Consider the following 16,855-nt stretch of genomic DNA (forward strand, 5'->3'; position numbering starts at 1 on the left):
CGAACGTATCAACGGCATTCTGAAAGGCGAGTTCCTGCTGAATCGACCTGCGGACCTGAAACAGGCGAGCAAAATGGTGGCGCAATCGGTGCGGATCTATAACCAGGAACGGCCGCATACGGCCCTGCAATACAAAACGCCCGATGCGGTGCATCGGGCGTTTCTACAGCAATAAATACTGTCAACCTATTTTAGGACTGGACACGGAGTGTTGCGCATTAACGCATCGGCGCCTCTTCAAGCCGTAGCGAGCAAGCCCGATGTCGGGTTGAGTAACGCAGCTGTACTGGAGTACAGCGAGTAACGCCGACCCGAGAGCGGGCTGCGCAGTAGGTTGGAAGAACGCGCTACTACAGGCCGGCGATCTCGTTGTGGGGCAGCACTTTGATGGTGATGCCGCTTTCCGGCGCTGGCGCTTTGGCTGGCGCTGGCGTGTTCGATGCCATCACTGGCGTCGTGGTTGGCACGCGCTGGCCGGCGGACACTTGTTTCAGGCGGCGATATTCGGCCAGCACGCGCGAGCCGTAGCCCGAGTCGGTGGCGAAGTTGGCGGCGCCGACATAGGTTTTCAAGCCCGCTTCGACGGAACCGCCACGCGTGACGTAGTCTTTCAGGATCAGGGAACCGACGCGGATGTTGGCGACCGGATTCAAGGCTGCTTGCACGCCGCCCATTTCCTGGAAGCGCTCATGGTGCACTTTCGACATGACCTGCATCAAGCCTTGCGCGCCGACGGGGCTTTCCGCAAACGGATTCAAGCCCGATTCGATGGCCATCACGGCCAGGATCAGCAGTGGGTCCAGCTTGATTTCACGGGCCGTCAGGTAAGCCGTCGAGACGAGCATATTGGTCGCGTCGTTGGCCACGCGGTAGCGCTTGGAAAGCCAGTTGGTGACCCATTGCTGCTGCTTTTGCGTGCCCAGCAAGGCTTTTTCTTCCTTGCTCAGCGGCGCGTCGCTGGCGGCGGCCGTTTGCACGGAAGCGGGAGCTTCCATCAGTGCCGACAGGGCCGGCGCTTCAACGGCTTGTGCCTCTGCCATCGGCAGCGGGAACAGGCTGTGCGTCAGTTGCTTGCCCAGGTCGGGGCGGAACATCAGCAGGGCGATCAGTGCCAGGGCGGAAATGCCGAAGACTGTCAGTGTGTGTTGTGCCGTGGTCAAAACGCCACGTGCCGAAATGGCTTGTGCGCGGGCGCGCAAACGCGCCAACGCTGGCTGGCCAGCCACGGTTGAAGCAGGCAATGCTGCTTCAGTGCTACGATGAGTCATAGAGTTCCCCGAAATGTCGCGTCAACAGGCAGTCCCTCCGCGGTGTCGCGGTGTTGTGGGTACTGCCAATGCCGTGCATCAGAAATATCATCGTTTCCGCCGCGTATGGATGCGTGCGAGAAACGCCGTCATTGCTTGCTTGAGCTGATCGGTCCCGTTTTGGTATTGGATCAGTCGCAATACAACTTTTACCGGGGGTAAGGCAGACGCCTTTTGAAAACACTCCTTAAAATGTCATGTGGAGCCCCGACTCCGTGAATGAAAGAGAAACGCTAAAATCAAGCTCTGGGCCGGCGTGCTCTTTCAAGTTGGGCGAATTGTAGAAGCCGTTTTATATCAAGTCAATACTAACGAATCGTTTCTTTATTACTTTTATGTCTTACTTTTTGACTTGCATTGTGCCAAAAGCCAATAAAATCAATTACTTGGCATAGATCCTTCAGCAACGGCGTCCGACGTCAAAAAAAATTAAAAACACATGAAATATTCAGATTTGCGAGATTTTATTTCTCAACTGCAACAAATGGGTGAACTTAAGCCCATTTCGACCCCCATTTCACCGATTTTGGAGATGACGGAAGTTTGCGACCGTACCTTGCGCGCAGGCGGGCCGGCCTTGCTGTTCAACAATCCGACGGGATACGACATGCCAGTGCTGGGCAATCTGTTCGGCACCACGCGCCGCGTGGCGCTGGGCATGGGCGCGGAAGATGTCAGCGAGTTGCGCAAGATCGGCCATGTGCTGGCGCGGCTGAAGGAACCGGAGCCGCCGAAGGATTTCAAGGACTTGCTGGGACTCGGTTCCCTGGTGAAATCCGTGTGGGACATGTCGCCGAAGGAGTTGCGCGGCGCGAAATGCCAGGAAATCGTCTGGGAAGGCAATGACGTCGACCTGGCGCGCCTGCCGATCCAGCATTGCTGGCCCGGCGATATCGCCCCCCTGATCACCTGGGGCCTGGTGATCACCAAGGGCCCGAACAAGAAGCGGCAAAACCTGGGCATCTACCGCCAGCAAGTGCTGGGGCGTAATAAGGTCATCATGCGCTGGCTGGCGCACCGGGGCGGGGCGCTGGACTTCCGCGAACACGCGATCCAGAGCAAGGGCAAGCCGTATCCGATCGCCGTCGCGCTGGGCGCCGATCCCGCTACTATATTAGGGGCCGTCACACCGGTGCCGGACAGCCTGTCCGAATACCAGTTCGCCGGCTTGCTGCGCGGCAGCCGCACGGAGCTGGTGAAAGCCATCGGCAGCGAGCTGCGCGTGCCTGCGTCGGCCGAGATCGTGCTCGAGGGCCATATCTACCCGGATGAAAACCATCCGAGCGGCTATGAGCACGCGCTGGAAGGGCCGTATGGCGACCACACGGGCTACTATAATGAGCAGGACAGTTTCCCCGTGTTTACCATCGACCGCATCACCATGCGCCGCGACCCGATTTACCACTCCACGTATACAGGCAAACCGCCGGACGAGCCGGCCGTGCTGGGCCTGGCCCTGAATGAAGTGTTCGTGCCGCTGCTGCAAAAGCAGTTCAGCGAAATCACGGACTTCTATCTGCCGCCCGAAGGCTGCAGCTACCGCATGGCCGTGGTGCAGATCAAGAAACAGTACGCGGGCCACGCCAAGCGCGTGATGTTCGGCGTGTGGAGCTTCCTGCGCCAGTTCATGTATACCAAGTTCATCGTGGTGGTCGATGAAGACGTGAATATTCGCGACTGGAAAGAAGTCATCTGGGCCATCACGACGCGTGTCGACCCGATCCGCGATACGACCCTGGTCGACAACACGCCGATCGATTACCTGGACTTTGCCTCGCCGGTCAGCGGCCTGGGCAGCAAGATGGGTATCGATGCGACGAATAAGTGGCCGGGCGAAACGACGCGCGAGTGGGGCACGACGATTGCCATGACGCCGGAAGTGAAGGCCAAGGTGGATGGGATCTGGCAAGAGCTGGGCTTGTAGGGCAAACCAGGGGCTGGGGGAGTCCGGTTTTTGCGTGACTTCCCCAATCTTGCGCAGGTCGGTTATAATTGTCCCCGGCGGGCCCCTGCGCATCGTGGCATGGCTAACCTGGTCAGGTCGGGAACGAAGCAGCCACGGCTATTAACCATGAGTGCCGCAGATCAGGCTCGCCTCCTTCGGGAATGTTTTATCAGGATCAACAATCAAGCTGCCATGGGCAGCTTTTTTGCTTTTACGGCCCCGTTTTCTTTCCGATCCGCAGCATTGCCGGACTTGCCGTGTTTTCCCTGTTTCTGCCGGGCCATGTTATACAATTGCTGCTTTGCCGCGTTTGCCATATTGGAATGGCCCGGCCATGAGGCTTGCGCCCGCCGCGCAGGATCACCCGCAAAATCGCATGGTAAAATCTCAGCATGTCCTATCAAGTCCTCGCCCGTAAATACCGCCCCAAGAATTTCGAGACGCTCGTCGGCCAGGAGCACGTCGTGCGCGCGCTCACGCATGCCTTGCACAGCGGCCGATTGCATCACGCCTACCTGTTCACGGGCACGCGCGGCGTCGGCAAGACGACCCTGTCGCGCATCCTGGCCAAGTCGCTCAATTGCATCGGCCCCGACGGCACGGGCGGCATCACGGCCCAGCCTTGCGGCGTGTGCGAAGCGTGCACGGCGATCGATGCGGGACGCTTTGTCGACTATATAGAGATGGATGCGGCGTCGAACCGCGGCGTCGATGAAATGGCGCAGCTGCTCGAGCAAGCCGTGTATGCGCCAAGCAATGCGCGCTTCAAGGTCTATATGATCGATGAGGTGCACATGCTGACGAACCACGCGTTCAATTCCATGCTGAAAACCCTGGAAGAACCGCCCGAGCACGTCAAGTTCATCCTGGCCACGACGGACCCGCAAAAAATTCCCGTGACCGTGCTGTCGCGCTGCCTGCAGTTCAATCTCAAGCAGATGCCGCCCGGCCACATCATCAGCCACCTGGACAATATCCTGGGACAAGAGGGCATCGCCTTTGAACAGCCGGCCTTGCGCCTGCTGGCCCAGGGCGCCCACGGTTCCATGCGCGACGCGCTGTCGCTGACGGACCAGGCCATCGCGTATGCGGCCGGTGAAGTCACGCTCGACGCCGTGCAAGGCATGCTGGGTGCGCTCGACCAGTCCTACCTGGTGCGCCTGCTTGACGCGCTGGCGCAGCAGGATGGCGCCGATTTGCTGGCCGTGGCCGACGAAATGGCCTCGCGCAGCCTGTCCTACAATGGCGCCTTGCAAGACTTGGGCACATTGCTGCACCGTATTGCGCTGGCGCAAACCGTGCCCGCCGCCTTGCCGCAGGATTTGCCGGAATACGCGGATATCGTGCGTCTGGCCGCCGCGTTTGACGCGGAAGAAGTGCAGCTGTTTTATCAGATCGCCGTGCATGGCCGCAATGAACTGGGCCTGGCGCCCGACGAATATGCGGGCTTTACCATGACCTTGCTGCGCATGCTGGCCTTTCGGCCCGGCATAGGCGGCGCCGATGGCGTGCCAGCGGCACCAGCCTCCGTGTCGGGCAATCGTCCCGCTGCCGTGGCCGCCGCGCGCGCCGCGGCAGGGGCATCGGCACCGGCAGCCCGCGCCGCCACGAACAGCGTGGCTAGCCACGCCGCCGTGACCCCGCCCGCCGTGGTCGCTGCCGCAGCCGCCAGCATGGCGCGCAGCGAAGCGCCGCCGCCACGCGCGGCTGCTCCGGCACCCGCACCGGCACCTGTAGCCGCCCCGGCGCCAGCACCAGTGCCGCCGCCTGCCGCTGCTCCCGCTGCGGCTGCCCCGGCAGCCTCGGGCGCTCCGATCAGTTCCGCCCGCGCCGCCATCAATGCGGCGCTGGAAGCGGCCCGCGCCGCCTCGAAAGGCCGTCCGGGCAGCGCGCCATCGGCGCCATCGTCGGCGCCCAAGCCAGCTGCACCGGCAGCGGAACCTGTCGCCGCGGCGCCAGCCCCGGCTGCACCCGTCCAGGCCGCGCCGCCACCGCCACCGCCCGCCGCCGCGAAAGCACCTGCGCCGTGGGACGATGCGCCACCGGTCGCCGTGATGGAAGCTCCCGTGCAGCAGGCGCGTCCCGCCGCCGCGCCGCCACAGCAGGCGCCCGCCGACGACGACTTGCCGCCGTGGGTCACCGAATTTTCCGACGACAGCGCCTCGGCTGCCGTGTCGGTGCCCGCCGCGCAAAGCAGCGAGCAGCCGGCCGTCATCATGCCGCAGCGTGCCGCCAAGCAAGCCGCACCCAGCGGGCCGTACGTGATCACGCCCGTGCCGGGCCTGGACTGGGACGGCAACTGGCCGGCCGTCGCTGCCGTGCTGCCCCTGCGCGGCATAGCCCAGCAATTGGCCGTGCAGGCCGAGCTGATCGAATGCCTGCACGACGGCCACAGCACCACCTTCCGCCTGCGCGTGCCGATCGATACGTGGCGCAGTCCGGCCAACGTGGAAAAACTGGCGGCCGTGCTCAGCGAGCGTTTCGGCCGCAAGGTCAATGTCGACACGGAACTGGGCGCCGTCTGGTACACGGCCAGCGCGGAAGCGCAGGCGCACCGCGAGGCGTGCCAGCTGCAAGCGGAAGAAACCATTGCCAGCGATCCCTTCGTGCTCGACATGAAGCGTGCATTCGACGCTTTTGTTGTGCCGGGAACGATTACCCCTGCACCGGCGGGCTCCGCCGCGCCGACCCTGCATTAATGATTAACAAAACTCACAAACTGAATTGAACGGAGCATTCTCATGATGAAAAATCAACTGGCTGGCCTGATGAAGCAGGCGCAAGCAATGCAAGACAACATGAAAAAAGCCCAGGAACAACTGGCGCTGGTGGAAGTGGAAGGCCAGTCCGGCGCCGGCCTCGTGAAAATCGTCATGACGTGCAAGAACGACGTCAAGCGCGTGTCCATCGACCCGTCGCTGCTGGCCGACGACAAGGACATGCTGGAAGATCTGGTCGCCGCCGCCTTCAACGACGCCGTGCGCAAGGCGGAAGCGACGTCCGCTGAAAAAATGGCAGGCTTGACTGGCGGCATGAACTTGCCAGCCGGCTTCAAAATGCCATTCTGATGCACTACCGCATGCGCTCGATCTGTGGCACGGGGCAGGGTTGATCCATGTCCAAGTCGCTTGAATTTTTGACCGAGGCGCTGCGGCGCCTGCCCGGCGTCGGCCCCAAGTCGGCGCAGCGGATGGCGTTTCATTTGTTGCAGCACGATAGGGAAGGCGCGGCCATGCTGTCGCGCGCCCTGTTCCAGGCCGTCGATGCCGTGCATCACTGCGGCCTGTGCAATACCTTTACCGAACACGAAGTGTGCGAGACCTGTCTCGACGAAGAGCGCGACAAGCGCTTGCTGTGCGTGGTGGAAACGCCCGCCGACCAGCTGATGATCGAGCAGACGCTCACCTACAAGGGCCTGTATTTCGTCCTCATGGGACGACTCTCTCCGCTGGACGGCATCGGCCCGAAAGATATCCACCTCGAAAAATTACTGAACCGCGCTAATGATGGCGTGGTCGGTGAAGTGGTGCTGGCCACCAACTTTACGAATGAAGGCGAAGCGACGGCCCATTACATCAGCGAAATGCTGAAGGCGCGCGGCTTGCGCGTGAGCCGCCTGGCCCGCGGCGTGCCCGTGGGCGGCGAACTGGAATACGTCGACGCGGGCACGATTGCCCGCGCGATGCTCGACCGCAGGGCAACCTGAACTGATCTCTATGACAGAATCCTCCGCGAATACTGGTCCTTTAAAAGGTATCAAAGTCCTTGAACTGGGCACCCTGATCGCGGGGCCGTTCTGTGCCCGCATGCTGGCCGAATTCGGCGCCGACGTGATCAAGATCGAAGCGCCCGATGGCGGCGACCCCATCCGTACCTGGCGGGTGCTGAAGGATGGCACCTCTTTGTGGTGGTCGGTGCAGGCGCGCAACAAGAAAAGTTTAACCCTGAACCTGAAGTCGCCCGAGGGCAGGGCGATTGCCCGCCAGCTGGCCCTGGAAGCGGACATCATCATCGAGAACTACCGCCCCGGCGTGCTGGAAAAGTGGGATCTCGGCTATGAACAGCTCAAGCAAATCAAACCGTCCCTGATCATGGTGCGCCTGTCCGGCTTTGGCCAGACGGGGCCGATGAAGGACTTGCCCGGTTTCGGCGCCATCGGCGAATCGATGGGTGGCTTGCGCTATGTCTCCGGCTTTGCCGACCGTCCGCCCGTCAGGGTCGGTGTGTCGATCGGCGACTCCGTGGCGGCCCTGCACGGCGTGATCGGCGCCATGATGGCCTTGCGCCACCGCGACGTGACGGGTGGGCGCGAACATGGGGAAGGGCAGATGGTCGACGTGGCCCTGTATGAATCCGTGTTCAACCTGATGGAGTCGCTGGTGCCCGAATACGACCAGGCGGGCGTCGTGCGCGAGCGCACGGGCGGCTCGCTGCCCGGCATCGTGCCCTCGAATACCTACACGACGTGTGATGGCGAAAATATCGTGATTGCCGGCAACGGCGACGCCATCTTCAAGCGATTGATGCTGGCCATGGGCCGCATCGACTTGGCGGGCGACCCGCAACTGGCGCGCAACGATGGCCGGGTGGCGCGCACGCAGGAAATCGACGACGCCATCGGCGCCTGGTGCGCCACGCACACGATCGACAGCGCGCTGGCCGTGCTGAAAGCGGCCGACGTGCCATCCGGCAAAATCTACTCCGTGCGCGACATGCTGAGCGATCCGCAATTCCTTGCCCGCAATATGTTCGAACAACACCATTTCGCCGACGGCACGCCCGTCAAATTGCCCGCCATCAGCCCGAAACTGTCCGCCACGCCGGGCAAGACGCAGTGGCTGGGACCGACCCTGGGCCAGCATAACGACGAGGTGCTGGCATCGCTCGGCTATGACGCTGCGGCCATCGCGCGGCTGAAGGCCGGTGGGGTGGTGTAATTCGCTATTAACCCACAGAATTAAAGCTGGGGTCAGACCCGGCGGGTCTGACCCCTGAATTTGCTTCCCGACTTACTTGATACCGATCATGCCTCCATTGTTCCGCACCGCGCTTGCCCTGGCGTCCGCCGCCATCCTTCTTTCCGCCTGTGCCAGCTTCCCGCACGATGCGCCGGTCGCGGGCCTGCGCCTGATCGGCGAACAGCGCATCGCCTTGAAGCATCCGTTCCAGGGCACCACAGTGGGCGGCCTGTCCGGCATCGATTACGATGCGGCCAACAACAGCTGGGTGATGGAAAGCGATGACCGCTCGGAAATCAATCCGGCCCGCTTCTACCGCGCCACGCTCGATTACGACAGCCGAGTATTTTCCGCCGTGACATTAAAAAGCGTGCATTTCTTCACGCAGCCCGACGGCAGCCGCTACCCGAACCTGGCGCACGCCAAGCTGGATCGGGGCGACCAGGTGCCCGACATCGAAACCATCCGCGTCGATCCGCAGGATGGCAGCCTGTGGTACGGCAGCGAAGGCAACCGCAAGGTGGGTCTGGATCCGTTCGTGCGCCACGCTGATAGCGGCGGCCATTACCTGAGCACCTTGCCCACGCCCGTCATGTTCAAGGTCTCGCAGGAAGCAACGGGCTCGCGCAACAACATGAGTTTTGAGGCGCTGTCGTTCTCGTCGGATGGCAAGAGCTTGTGGCTGGGCATGGAAGCGGCGCTGTACCAGGATGGCCCGCTGGCCACGCCCGATAACGGCTCCATCGTGCGCATCACGCGCCTGGACCGCGCCGGCACCGTGCTGGGCCAGTACGCGTATCCGATTGAGCCGGTGGCGTCGCGGCCGGCGCCGGGGAAGGAAGCGGACAATGGCGTGTCGGAAATCCTCGCCGTCAACGGTCACCAGTTGCTGGTAGTGGAGCGGGCCGGCGTGGAACACGCCGATGGCGTGTATACGAACCATGTGCGCATCTACGCGATGGAAACGGATGGCGCCACCGATATCCAGGCCATGCCGGCGCTGGCGGGCGCGGCCTATGTGCCAGCGCGCAAGCGCCTGCTGCTGGACCTGGAAAAGATCGGCCTGGCCAGGATCGACAATATCGAAGGCATCAGCTGGGGCCCGCGCCTGGAAAATGGCCGCCGCAGCCTGGTGATGATTTCCGACGACAATTTTAATCCGCAGCAAGTCACGCAAATCCTTGCCTTCGAAGTGCTCTAGTTTCCAGGCTGGCCAGCTGGCCCCTCTGCCTGGCCAGCATGGCCGTGATCGTGTCGTGCGGCGACGGGTGGCCTAAAAAGTAGCCCTGCGCCATGTCGCAGCCGTATTCTTCCAGCATCAGCAGCTGCTCGTCCGTTTCCACCCCCTCGGCCACTACCACCATCTTCAAGCCATGCGCCATGGCGATGATGGCGCGCGTGATGGCCGCGTTTTCCGTATCCTGCGGCAAGCCGGCGATAAAGCTCTTGTCGATTTTCAAGGCCCGCACGTCGAAGCGTTTCAGGTAATTCATCGACGAATACCCCGTGCCGAAGTCGTCGATGGAGAGATACACGCCGATGCCGCGCAATTGCTCCAGGGTCACCATGGTGGCGCGCGCATCGTCCATCAAGGTGCCTTCCGTCAATTCCAGTTCCAGCAGGCGCGCATCGAGGCCCGTGTCGGCCAGGACCGACAGCACGATCTGCATCAGGTTTTCATCCTTGAATTGCTTTGCCGACAGGTTGACGGCCATGCGGATGGCCCGTCCGCCATCGCTTTGCCACGCCTTGGCCTGGTTGCATGCCGTGCGCAGCACCCATTCGCCGATGGGCACGATCAGCCCCGTCTCTTCGGCCAGCGGGATGAATTCCGTGGGCGAGATGATGCCCCGCTCGGGATGGCGCCAGCGCACCAGCGCTTCCACGCCGACGATCTGCGTGCTGGGCACGTCGATCTGCGGCTGGTACAGCAAGTACAGCTCGTTGTTCTGCAAGGCTTTCCTCAAGCCGACTTCCATCTTGACGTGGCTCATGATTTCCATCGTCAGCGAAGAGCTGTACAGCTTGGCGTTGTTCTTGCCGCAATTCTTCGCGTGGTACATGGCCGTGTCCGCATATTTCAAGAGCGAATTGCAGTCCTCGCCATCTTCCGGATACAGCGAGATGCCGATGCTGGCCGTGACGAAAATCTCGTGTCCTTCGATCATGAAGGGCCGGCGCATGGCTTCCTTGACGCGGTGCGCCACGTTCAGCGCGTCTTCCACCCGCTCCAGGTCGGGTATCAAGATCGTGAATTCGTCGCCGCCCAGGCGCGCCAGGTTGCTGCCGCCGAAGGTGGCTTCAAACTCGTGTTCGGCGCGCAGCACCAGGTCGCTGGGGCGGATGGTTTCGCGCAGGCGCTCGGACACCACCTTGAGCAAATGGTCGCCCACGTCGTGGCCCAGGGTGTCGTTGATGCGCTTGAAGGCGTCCAGGTCCATGAACAGCACGGCGAATTTCTTGTCGTGTTCTTTCGAACGCAGCAGTTCGCGTTCCAGCGTTTCCAGGAACGCTTGCCGGTTGGGGATGCCCGTCAGGCTGTCACAATAGGCGAGGCGGCGGATCTGCTCCTCGGTGCGCTTGCGTTCGCTGATGTCGCGCACCAGCCCCAGTACCTCGTCGGCCCCCGTCGCCACCAGGCGCGCCTCGAAATGGCGCGTGCTGTCCTCGTGCGTGAGCGTGTAGTCGACCGAGCCGATATGCTGCGTGGCCAGCACGGCGTGCGCCTTGTCCAGCAGGCGCGCGGCGATTTCGGGCGGCAGCACGTCGCGGATATGGCTGCCCACGCAGTCGCTGAGGGAAAAACCGGCGCTGGCGTCGTGCCCCTGTTCGTAGTCGAGATAAAAGCCTTCGCGGTTCAGGCGGAAGAAGGTGTCGGGGATGGCGGCCAGCACGGCGCGGTTGTGCGCGTCGGCGATGCGCAAACGGGCGATGGCGTCGCTGGCGCGCAGCACGTACAGCACGCGGTGGCCGAGGATGGGCCAGTTGATGGGCTTGGAAATGAAGTCGGTGGCGCCCACCTCGTAGGCGCGCGTGACGGCTTCCAGTTCGTCGCCGCCCGTGACCATGATGATGGGCACGGTGCTGCCCACTTCCTGGTGGCGGATTTCGCGGCACACGGCAAAGCCGTCCATGGCCGGCATGTCGACGTCGAGCATGACCAGGTCCGGCCCGCTGTGCTTGTAGCTGGCCAGCGCCTGCACGCCGTCTTCGGCCTCGATCACGTCCAGGCCCACCTGCGTGAGCATCTGCCGCATCAGCAGGCGCATCACGGGATCGTCGTCGGCCACCAGCACCAGGCCGCGGGGAGGGGAGAGGGGCGCTGTCATGTCAGTGTTCCTTCACGAGGATGGCGTTCAGCGAGTCGCGTACGGACAGGAAGGCTTGCTGCATCTGCTGCAACAGGGGCGCCGCGCCCTCGGTGCTGCCGGCACGGCCCAGTTTTTCCATCTCCTTGCACAGCTGCGCCAGGCCGTCGGCGCCCACGTTGGCGCTGCTTGACTTCAGGCTGTGCGCCACCTTGCGCAGCGCTTCCGCATCCGCGCCGGCAATGGCTGCGCGCATGGCGCTCAACTGGCGCGGAGTCTCGCCGACGAAGGCCTGGATGACCCTTTCGAGCAGCGCATCGCCATCCGTGCCGGACAGGGCGCGGATGTTTTCCAGCGCCTGCCGGTTCAGCGGCAGGCCCGCTGGCGTGGGCTGCGGCGCGGGAGGCGTCTCTGGCGGCGCTTGTTGCTCTGGCACTTCGCTGTGGTGCATGGTGGCCGCGCGCGGCAGGGTGATCCAGCGCGCGATCGTGTGGCCCAGGTCTTGCTGCGTGAACGGTTTGCTCAGGTAATCGTCCATGCCGGCCGCCAGGCATGCTTCGCGGTCGCCCTGCAGCGCATTGGCCGTGATGGCGACGATGGGCAGCACGCGCGCGTGGCCGCAGTGCTGTTCGTGGCGGCGGATTTCCGCCGTGGCGGCAAAGCCATCCATCACGGGCATCTGGCAATCCATCAGGATCAGATCGAAATCCTCGGCCTGTGCCGCCTGCAAGGCTTCTTCGCCATTGCGCGCGCAGACCACGTCCAGGCCCAGGCTATCGAGCATGGCCAGCGCCACTTCCACGTTGACGGGATTGTCCTCGGCCAGCAGCACGCGGCGGCGCTGGCGCCGGCCCACCTGACGGGGGGCGTGCGGCGGATGGATGCGCAGGCCCTCGCTGGCGCGCGGCGGCGTGACGATGCAGTCGAACAGGTCGCATTCGCGGGCCGGCTTGATCAGCTGGAAGGCCACGCCCGCCTCGCGCCGCTGCACGGGGTCGGCCGCCGCCTGTTCCGTACTCAGCAGCAATAATTTGAGGTCGGCCAGCAGCGGGTCGCTCTTGATGTTGGCGGCCAGGGCCAGGCCGCTGGTGCGCGGCAATTCCATGTCGAGCAGGGCCACGGCATATGGCGTGCCCGCCTGGGCGGCCGCGCGCAGCTTGCCCAGGCAGTCGCTGGCCGTGCCGGCGCTGTCGCTGACGATGTGCCAGCTGGCCAGTTGCCGCTCCAGCACGGCGCGCGTGGCCGGTGTGTGGTCGACGATCAAGGCGCGTAACCCTCGCGTGGTTTTCAGGTTGAAGGACGGGTCGTCGCTGTCGACCCGCCGCTTATCGAAATTTACTTCGAACCAGAAGATCGATCCTTGCGTTAAAGCATTATCAACGCCGATAGTGCCGCCCATCAGCTCCACCAGCTGTTTCGAGATCGTCAGCCCCAGGCCCGTGCCACCGTGCTTGCGCGTGGTCGAACCGTCCGCCTGCGAGAACGATTCGAAGATGCGCGTCTGCGCTTCGTTCGAGACGCCGATGCCCGTGTCGTGCACCTCGAAACGCAAGCCCACGCTGGGCGCGTCTTCGCTGCAGACGGTCACTTTCACGGTGACCTTGCCCGTTTCCGTGAACTTGATGGCATTGCCCAGCAGGTTGACGATGATCTGGCGCAAACGGTTCGGGTCGCCGCAGATGGCGATCGGGATGTCGTAGGCGACGTCGAATTCCAGGCTGATGTTTTTCGCTTCCGCCTGCGGCGCGAACACGTGTTCTATGTCGTCGAGCAATTCGCGGAAATTGAAGCGGATGTATTCCACGCTCAGCTTGCCCGCCTCGATCTTGGAAAAGTCGAGGATGTCGTTGATTATCACCAGCAAATTCTGTCCCGAACGCTGCACCATGCTCGTGTAGTGGCGCTGCTGCGGCGTCAGCTGGCTGGCCAGCAGCAGTTCCGTCATGCCCAGCACGCCATTCATCGGCGTGCGGATTTCATGGCTCATGGTGGCAAGAAACGCGCTTTTCGCCTGGCTGGCCGCCTCGGCCGCGTCCTTGGCCTTTTCCAGCTGTGCCGTGCGCACGCCCACCTGGCGCTCGAGCTGGTCGCGGTAGTTGGCCAGGGTGCTGTCGCGGCTGTCGATCTGCGCCAGCATGTCGTTGAAGCTGTCGATTAGCACGCCCAGTTCGTCGCTGCGCTGGTGCGCGATGCGGTGACTGTAGGTCTGGCTGCTCGACACTTTTTGCGCTGTATCGATCAGCTTGGTGATCGGTTCGGCGATCACGCTCTTGAAGCGCCGCGCCAGGAAGACGGCGATCAGGAAGGACAGCACGGTGGCGCCGCCGATGGCGCCCACGTGGCGGCCGATGTCGCGCCACATGTGGTTCAGGTCCGCCTCGATCAGCACGGCGCCGATGATCTGTTGCGGCTCGCCTGGCCGGTAGACGGGACGGTACAAGCGCATGGCCGGCGCCAGGGGCGTGCCCGAGCCTTGCGTGACGGGCTGCACGGCCATGTCTGCCAGCAAGGCGGGGTCCATGTCTTCCGGCGCCGCCAGGCCGTCCGCGTGCTGTGGCGCGCGGTACAGGGCGAACAAACGCCCGCCCTTGTCGAACAGGGCCGCCTGGGCCACCTCGTCGCGCGCGGCCAGCGCGGCCAGCACCTGTTCCGCCTGCGCCGATTTTCCCGCCAGCAAGGGCGCCGCGCTGGCCGCGCCGATCACGCCCGCCAGCGACAGCAGTTGCTTGTCTTCATCATTCTTGTGACTGAGCACGGACGTCAGCGCAAACGCCACGAACACCAGCAGCAGCGCGCAGCCCGACGACAGTACCGAAATCATGGTCAGCTTCTGGCTGATGCTGGAGCGTTGGAAATTGAACATGAATTCGCAGCTTCCCCGGTCGCCCGTTGACTGTTATTTAATTCCTATTGGAAAAATATAGACGCGAAGACACACCCTGATGTTGATGTGGGTCTAAGGGAAGAGAGGGGAGGGGAACTTACTGAAGATGAAACAACGAGGGCGCAACAATGGGGGCAGACCCGGCGGATCTGACCCCAGCACTTACATTAGCAACACCCTCCGCGTTTTCCTGCGCCACCGTAACGGGCTTCCTGCCGTTCGCGGAAGAACTCTTCATACGTCATCATCGGCTCGCCGGGATGGGTCACTTCCCGATGCGCCACATAGGTGTCGTACTCGGGCAAGCCGCACATGAGCCGCATGCTTTGCCCCAGATACCGTCCAGCCTTGATGATTTCGTCGATCATCATTGCACCGTGGGCATGGCCTGGAACGGCGTTTCCTTGGTGCTCGGCTTGCTGTCGGCGCGCGCCTTCAAAATCGTGCGGACGCCGAAGAACAGCACGCTGACGACGACGATGACGAAGAAGGCGGCCAGACCAGCGTCCAGGTAATCGTTGAAGATGATCTGCTGCATCTGCGCCACCGACTTGGCTGGCGCCAGCAGGGTGCCTTCATCGAGTGCCGCCGAGTATTTCTTGGCATGCGCGAGGAAGCCGACGCGCGGATTGGCGTCGAAAATCTTTTGCCAGCCCGCCGTCAGCGTGCACAGCAGCAGCCAGATGGTTGGCGTGATGGTGACCCATGCATACTGGCCACGCTTCATCTTGAACAGCACGCAGGTGCCGAGGATCAGCGCGATCGCGGCCAGCATCTGGTTGGCGATGCCGAACAACGGCCAGAGGGTGTTGATGCCGCCCAATGGATCGACCACGCCCTGGTACAGGAAGTAGCCCCAGGCCGCCACGCACAGGCCCGTGGCCAGCAGGTTGGCGATGACGTTTTCCGTTTTTTTCAGGCTAGGCACGAAGCTGCCCAGCAAGTCTTGCAGCATGAAGCGGCCGGCACGCGTGCCCGCATCGACGGCCGTCAGGATGAACAGCGCTTCGAACAGGATGGCGAAGTGGTACCAGAAAGCCATCATGGCCTTGCCGCCGATGGCGCCGGACAGGATCTGTGCCATGCCGACCGCCAGGGTCGGTGCGCCGCCGGCGCGCGAGATGATGCTGTGCTCGCCAACGTCCTTGGCCGTCTGCGTCAGCATTTCCGGCGTGACATAGAAGCCCCATTGCGAGATCGCCTGAGCGGCGGACTCGGCCGTGGTGCCGATCAGGGCGGCCGGGCTGTTCATGGCGAAATAGATGCCTGGCTCGATGGTCGAGGCGGCCACCAGGGCCATGATGGCAACAAACGATTCCATCAGCATGGCGCCATAGCCGATGAAGCGGGCGTGGCTTTCGTTTTCAATCATCTTCGGTGTGGTGCCCGAGGAAATCAGCGCGTGGAAGCCGGAGACGGCGCCGCAGGCGATCGTGATGAACAGGAAGGGGAACAGATTACCCGACCAGACAGGGCCGGAGCCGTCGATGAACTTGGTCATGGCCGGCATTTTCAGGTACGGCGCGACGACGATGATGCCGATGGCCAGGCCCAGGATGGTGCCGATTTTGAGAAAAGTAGACAGGTAATCGCGCGGCGCCAGCAGCAGCCACACGGGCAGCACGGACGCGATGAAGCCGTAGCCGATCAGCATCCACGTCAGTTCCGTGCCCGTGAACGTGAACATCGGACCGAGCACGGCGTGTTCCTGCACGTACTGGCCGCCGATGATGGCCAGCATCAGCAGCACGAAGCCGATGATGGAAATCTCGCCGATGCGGCCCACGCGGATGAAGCGCGAGTACACGCCCATGAACAGGGCGATGGGGATCGTCGCCATCACGGTGAAGCTGCCCCATGGGGAACCCGTCAGCGCCTTGACGACGATCAAGGCCAGCACGGCCAGGATGATGACCATGATCATGAAGCAGCCGAGCAAGGCGATCATGCCGGGAATTTCGCCCAGTTCAGCCTTGATCAGGTCGCCCAGCGAGCGGCCATCGCGGCGCATGGAAATGAACAGCACGATGAAATCCTGCACGGCGCCGGCAAACACGACGCCGGCGAGTATCCACAGCATGCCGGGCAGATAGCCCATCTGCGCGGCCAGCACGGGGCCGACCAGGGGGCCGGCGCCGGCAATCGCCGCGAAATGGTGGCCGAACAGCACATATTTGTTGGTCGGCACGTGGTCGAGGCCATCGTTGTGCTTGAAGGCAGGCGTCATGCGGCGGGCATCCAGGCCCAGCACCTTGTCGGCGATGAACAGGCTGTAGAAACGGTAGGCGATCAGGTAAACGCAGACGGCGGCGATGACGATCCAGATCGCGCTGATCGGTTCGCCACGTTGCAGGGCGACGACGCCCAGGGACCCGGCGCCTGCCAGCGCAAGCGCTGCCCAGCCGAGCTGTTTGAAAATGCGGTTCATGCTTCCTCCAGAGATTGACGGGCGC

The 16,855-nt window shown here is 62.9% G+C and carries 12 protein-coding genes and 1 other RNA gene; 8 read left to right on the top strand and 5 right to left on the bottom strand.

Annotation, left to right across the window (positions count from 1 at the left end; genetic code table 11):
* The coding region (locus CSQ93_RS24550; protein ID WP_158301350.1) for an integrase core domain-containing protein at positions 1-175 on the top strand (175 nt) is incomplete at its 5' end.
* A gap of 175 nt (positions 176-350) precedes the next feature.
* On the opposite strand, the gene CSQ93_RS24555 is transcribed toward CSQ93_RS24550, so the two are convergent.
* Positions 351-1,268: a transglycosylase SLT domain-containing protein gene (locus CSQ93_RS24555; RefSeq protein ID WP_199534502.1), complete on the bottom strand. Its 918-nt coding sequence runs from the start codon at positions 1,266-1,268 to the stop codon at positions 351-353.
* Between the two features lie 478 nt (positions 1,269-1,746).
* On the opposite strand from CSQ93_RS24555, the gene ubiD reads away from it, so the two are divergent.
* The 7 genes from ubiD to CSQ93_RS24590 all read left to right on the top strand — a co-directional run bounded on the left by ubiD (position 1,747) and on the right by CSQ93_RS24590 (position 9,411).
* Entirely contained in the window at positions 1,747-3,231 is a 1,485-nt protein-coding gene (gene ubiD, locus CSQ93_RS24560; RefSeq protein WP_099380300.1) for a 4-hydroxy-3-polyprenylbenzoate decarboxylase, read from the top strand.
* 76 nt (positions 3,232-3,307) lie between these two features.
* Positions 3,308-3,406, top strand: an RNA gene (gene ffs, locus CSQ93_RS24565) — signal recognition particle sRNA small type.
* Between the two features lie 238 nt (positions 3,407-3,644).
* Positions 3,645-5,951 (top strand): DNA polymerase III subunit gamma/tau, encoded by a 2,307-nt coding sequence (dnaX, locus tag CSQ93_RS24570; protein ID WP_099380301.1) that lies wholly within the window; start codon positions 3,645-3,647, stop codon positions 5,949-5,951.
* A gap of 42 nt (positions 5,952-5,993) precedes the next feature.
* Entirely contained in the window at positions 5,994-6,320 is a 327-nt protein-coding gene (locus tag CSQ93_RS24575) for a YbaB/EbfC family nucleoid-associated protein (protein ID WP_034759121.1), read from the top strand.
* Positions 6,321-6,367: 47 nt separating this feature from the next.
* Complete coding sequence (recR, locus tag CSQ93_RS24580) at positions 6,368-6,958, top strand: recombination mediator RecR (RefSeq protein WP_034786598.1); 591 nt, start codon at positions 6,368-6,370, stop codon at positions 6,956-6,958.
* A 10-nt stretch (positions 6,959-6,968) separates the two neighbouring features.
* Entirely contained in the window at positions 6,969-8,189 is a 1,221-nt protein-coding gene (locus CSQ93_RS24585) for a CaiB/BaiF CoA transferase family protein (RefSeq protein WP_099380302.1), read from the top strand.
* Positions 8,190-8,277: 88 nt separating this feature from the next.
* Positions 8,278-9,411 (top strand): esterase-like activity of phytase family protein, encoded by a 1,134-nt coding sequence (locus tag CSQ93_RS24590; protein ID WP_099380303.1) that lies wholly within the window; start codon positions 8,278-8,280, stop codon positions 9,409-9,411.
* Here CSQ93_RS24590 and CSQ93_RS24595 read toward each other — a convergent pair.
* The 4 genes from CSQ93_RS24595 to CSQ93_RS24610 form a co-directional block, all read right to left on the bottom strand.
* Positions 9,380-11,539, bottom strand: coding sequence for a putative bifunctional diguanylate cyclase/phosphodiesterase (locus CSQ93_RS24595; protein WP_099380304.1), 2,160 nt, complete (start codon positions 11,537-11,539; stop codon positions 9,380-9,382). The genes CSQ93_RS24590 and CSQ93_RS24595 overlap by 32 nt on opposite strands.
* A 1-nt stretch (position 11,540) precedes the next feature.
* Complete coding sequence (locus CSQ93_RS24600) at positions 11,541-14,381, bottom strand: hybrid sensor histidine kinase/response regulator (RefSeq protein WP_099380305.1); 2,841 nt, start codon at positions 14,379-14,381, stop codon at positions 11,541-11,543.
* A gap of 188 nt (positions 14,382-14,569) precedes the next feature.
* Positions 14,570-14,770 (bottom strand): YbdD/YjiX family protein, encoded by a 201-nt coding sequence (locus CSQ93_RS24605; protein ID WP_010396213.1) that lies wholly within the window; start codon positions 14,768-14,770, stop codon positions 14,570-14,572.
* A complete protein-coding gene (locus CSQ93_RS24610) occupies positions 14,770-16,830 on the bottom strand; it encodes a carbon starvation CstA family protein (protein ID WP_099380306.1) in 2,061 nt (686 codons plus the stop codon). Before CSQ93_RS24610 ends, CSQ93_RS24605 begins: the two co-directional genes overlap by 1 nt.
* Positions 16,831-16,855: the final 25 nt, after the last annotated feature.

This window comes from Janthinobacterium sp. BJB426 (assembly GCF_002735705.1).
GTDB lineage: Bacteria > Pseudomonadota > Gammaproteobacteria > Burkholderiales > Burkholderiaceae_D > Janthinobacterium.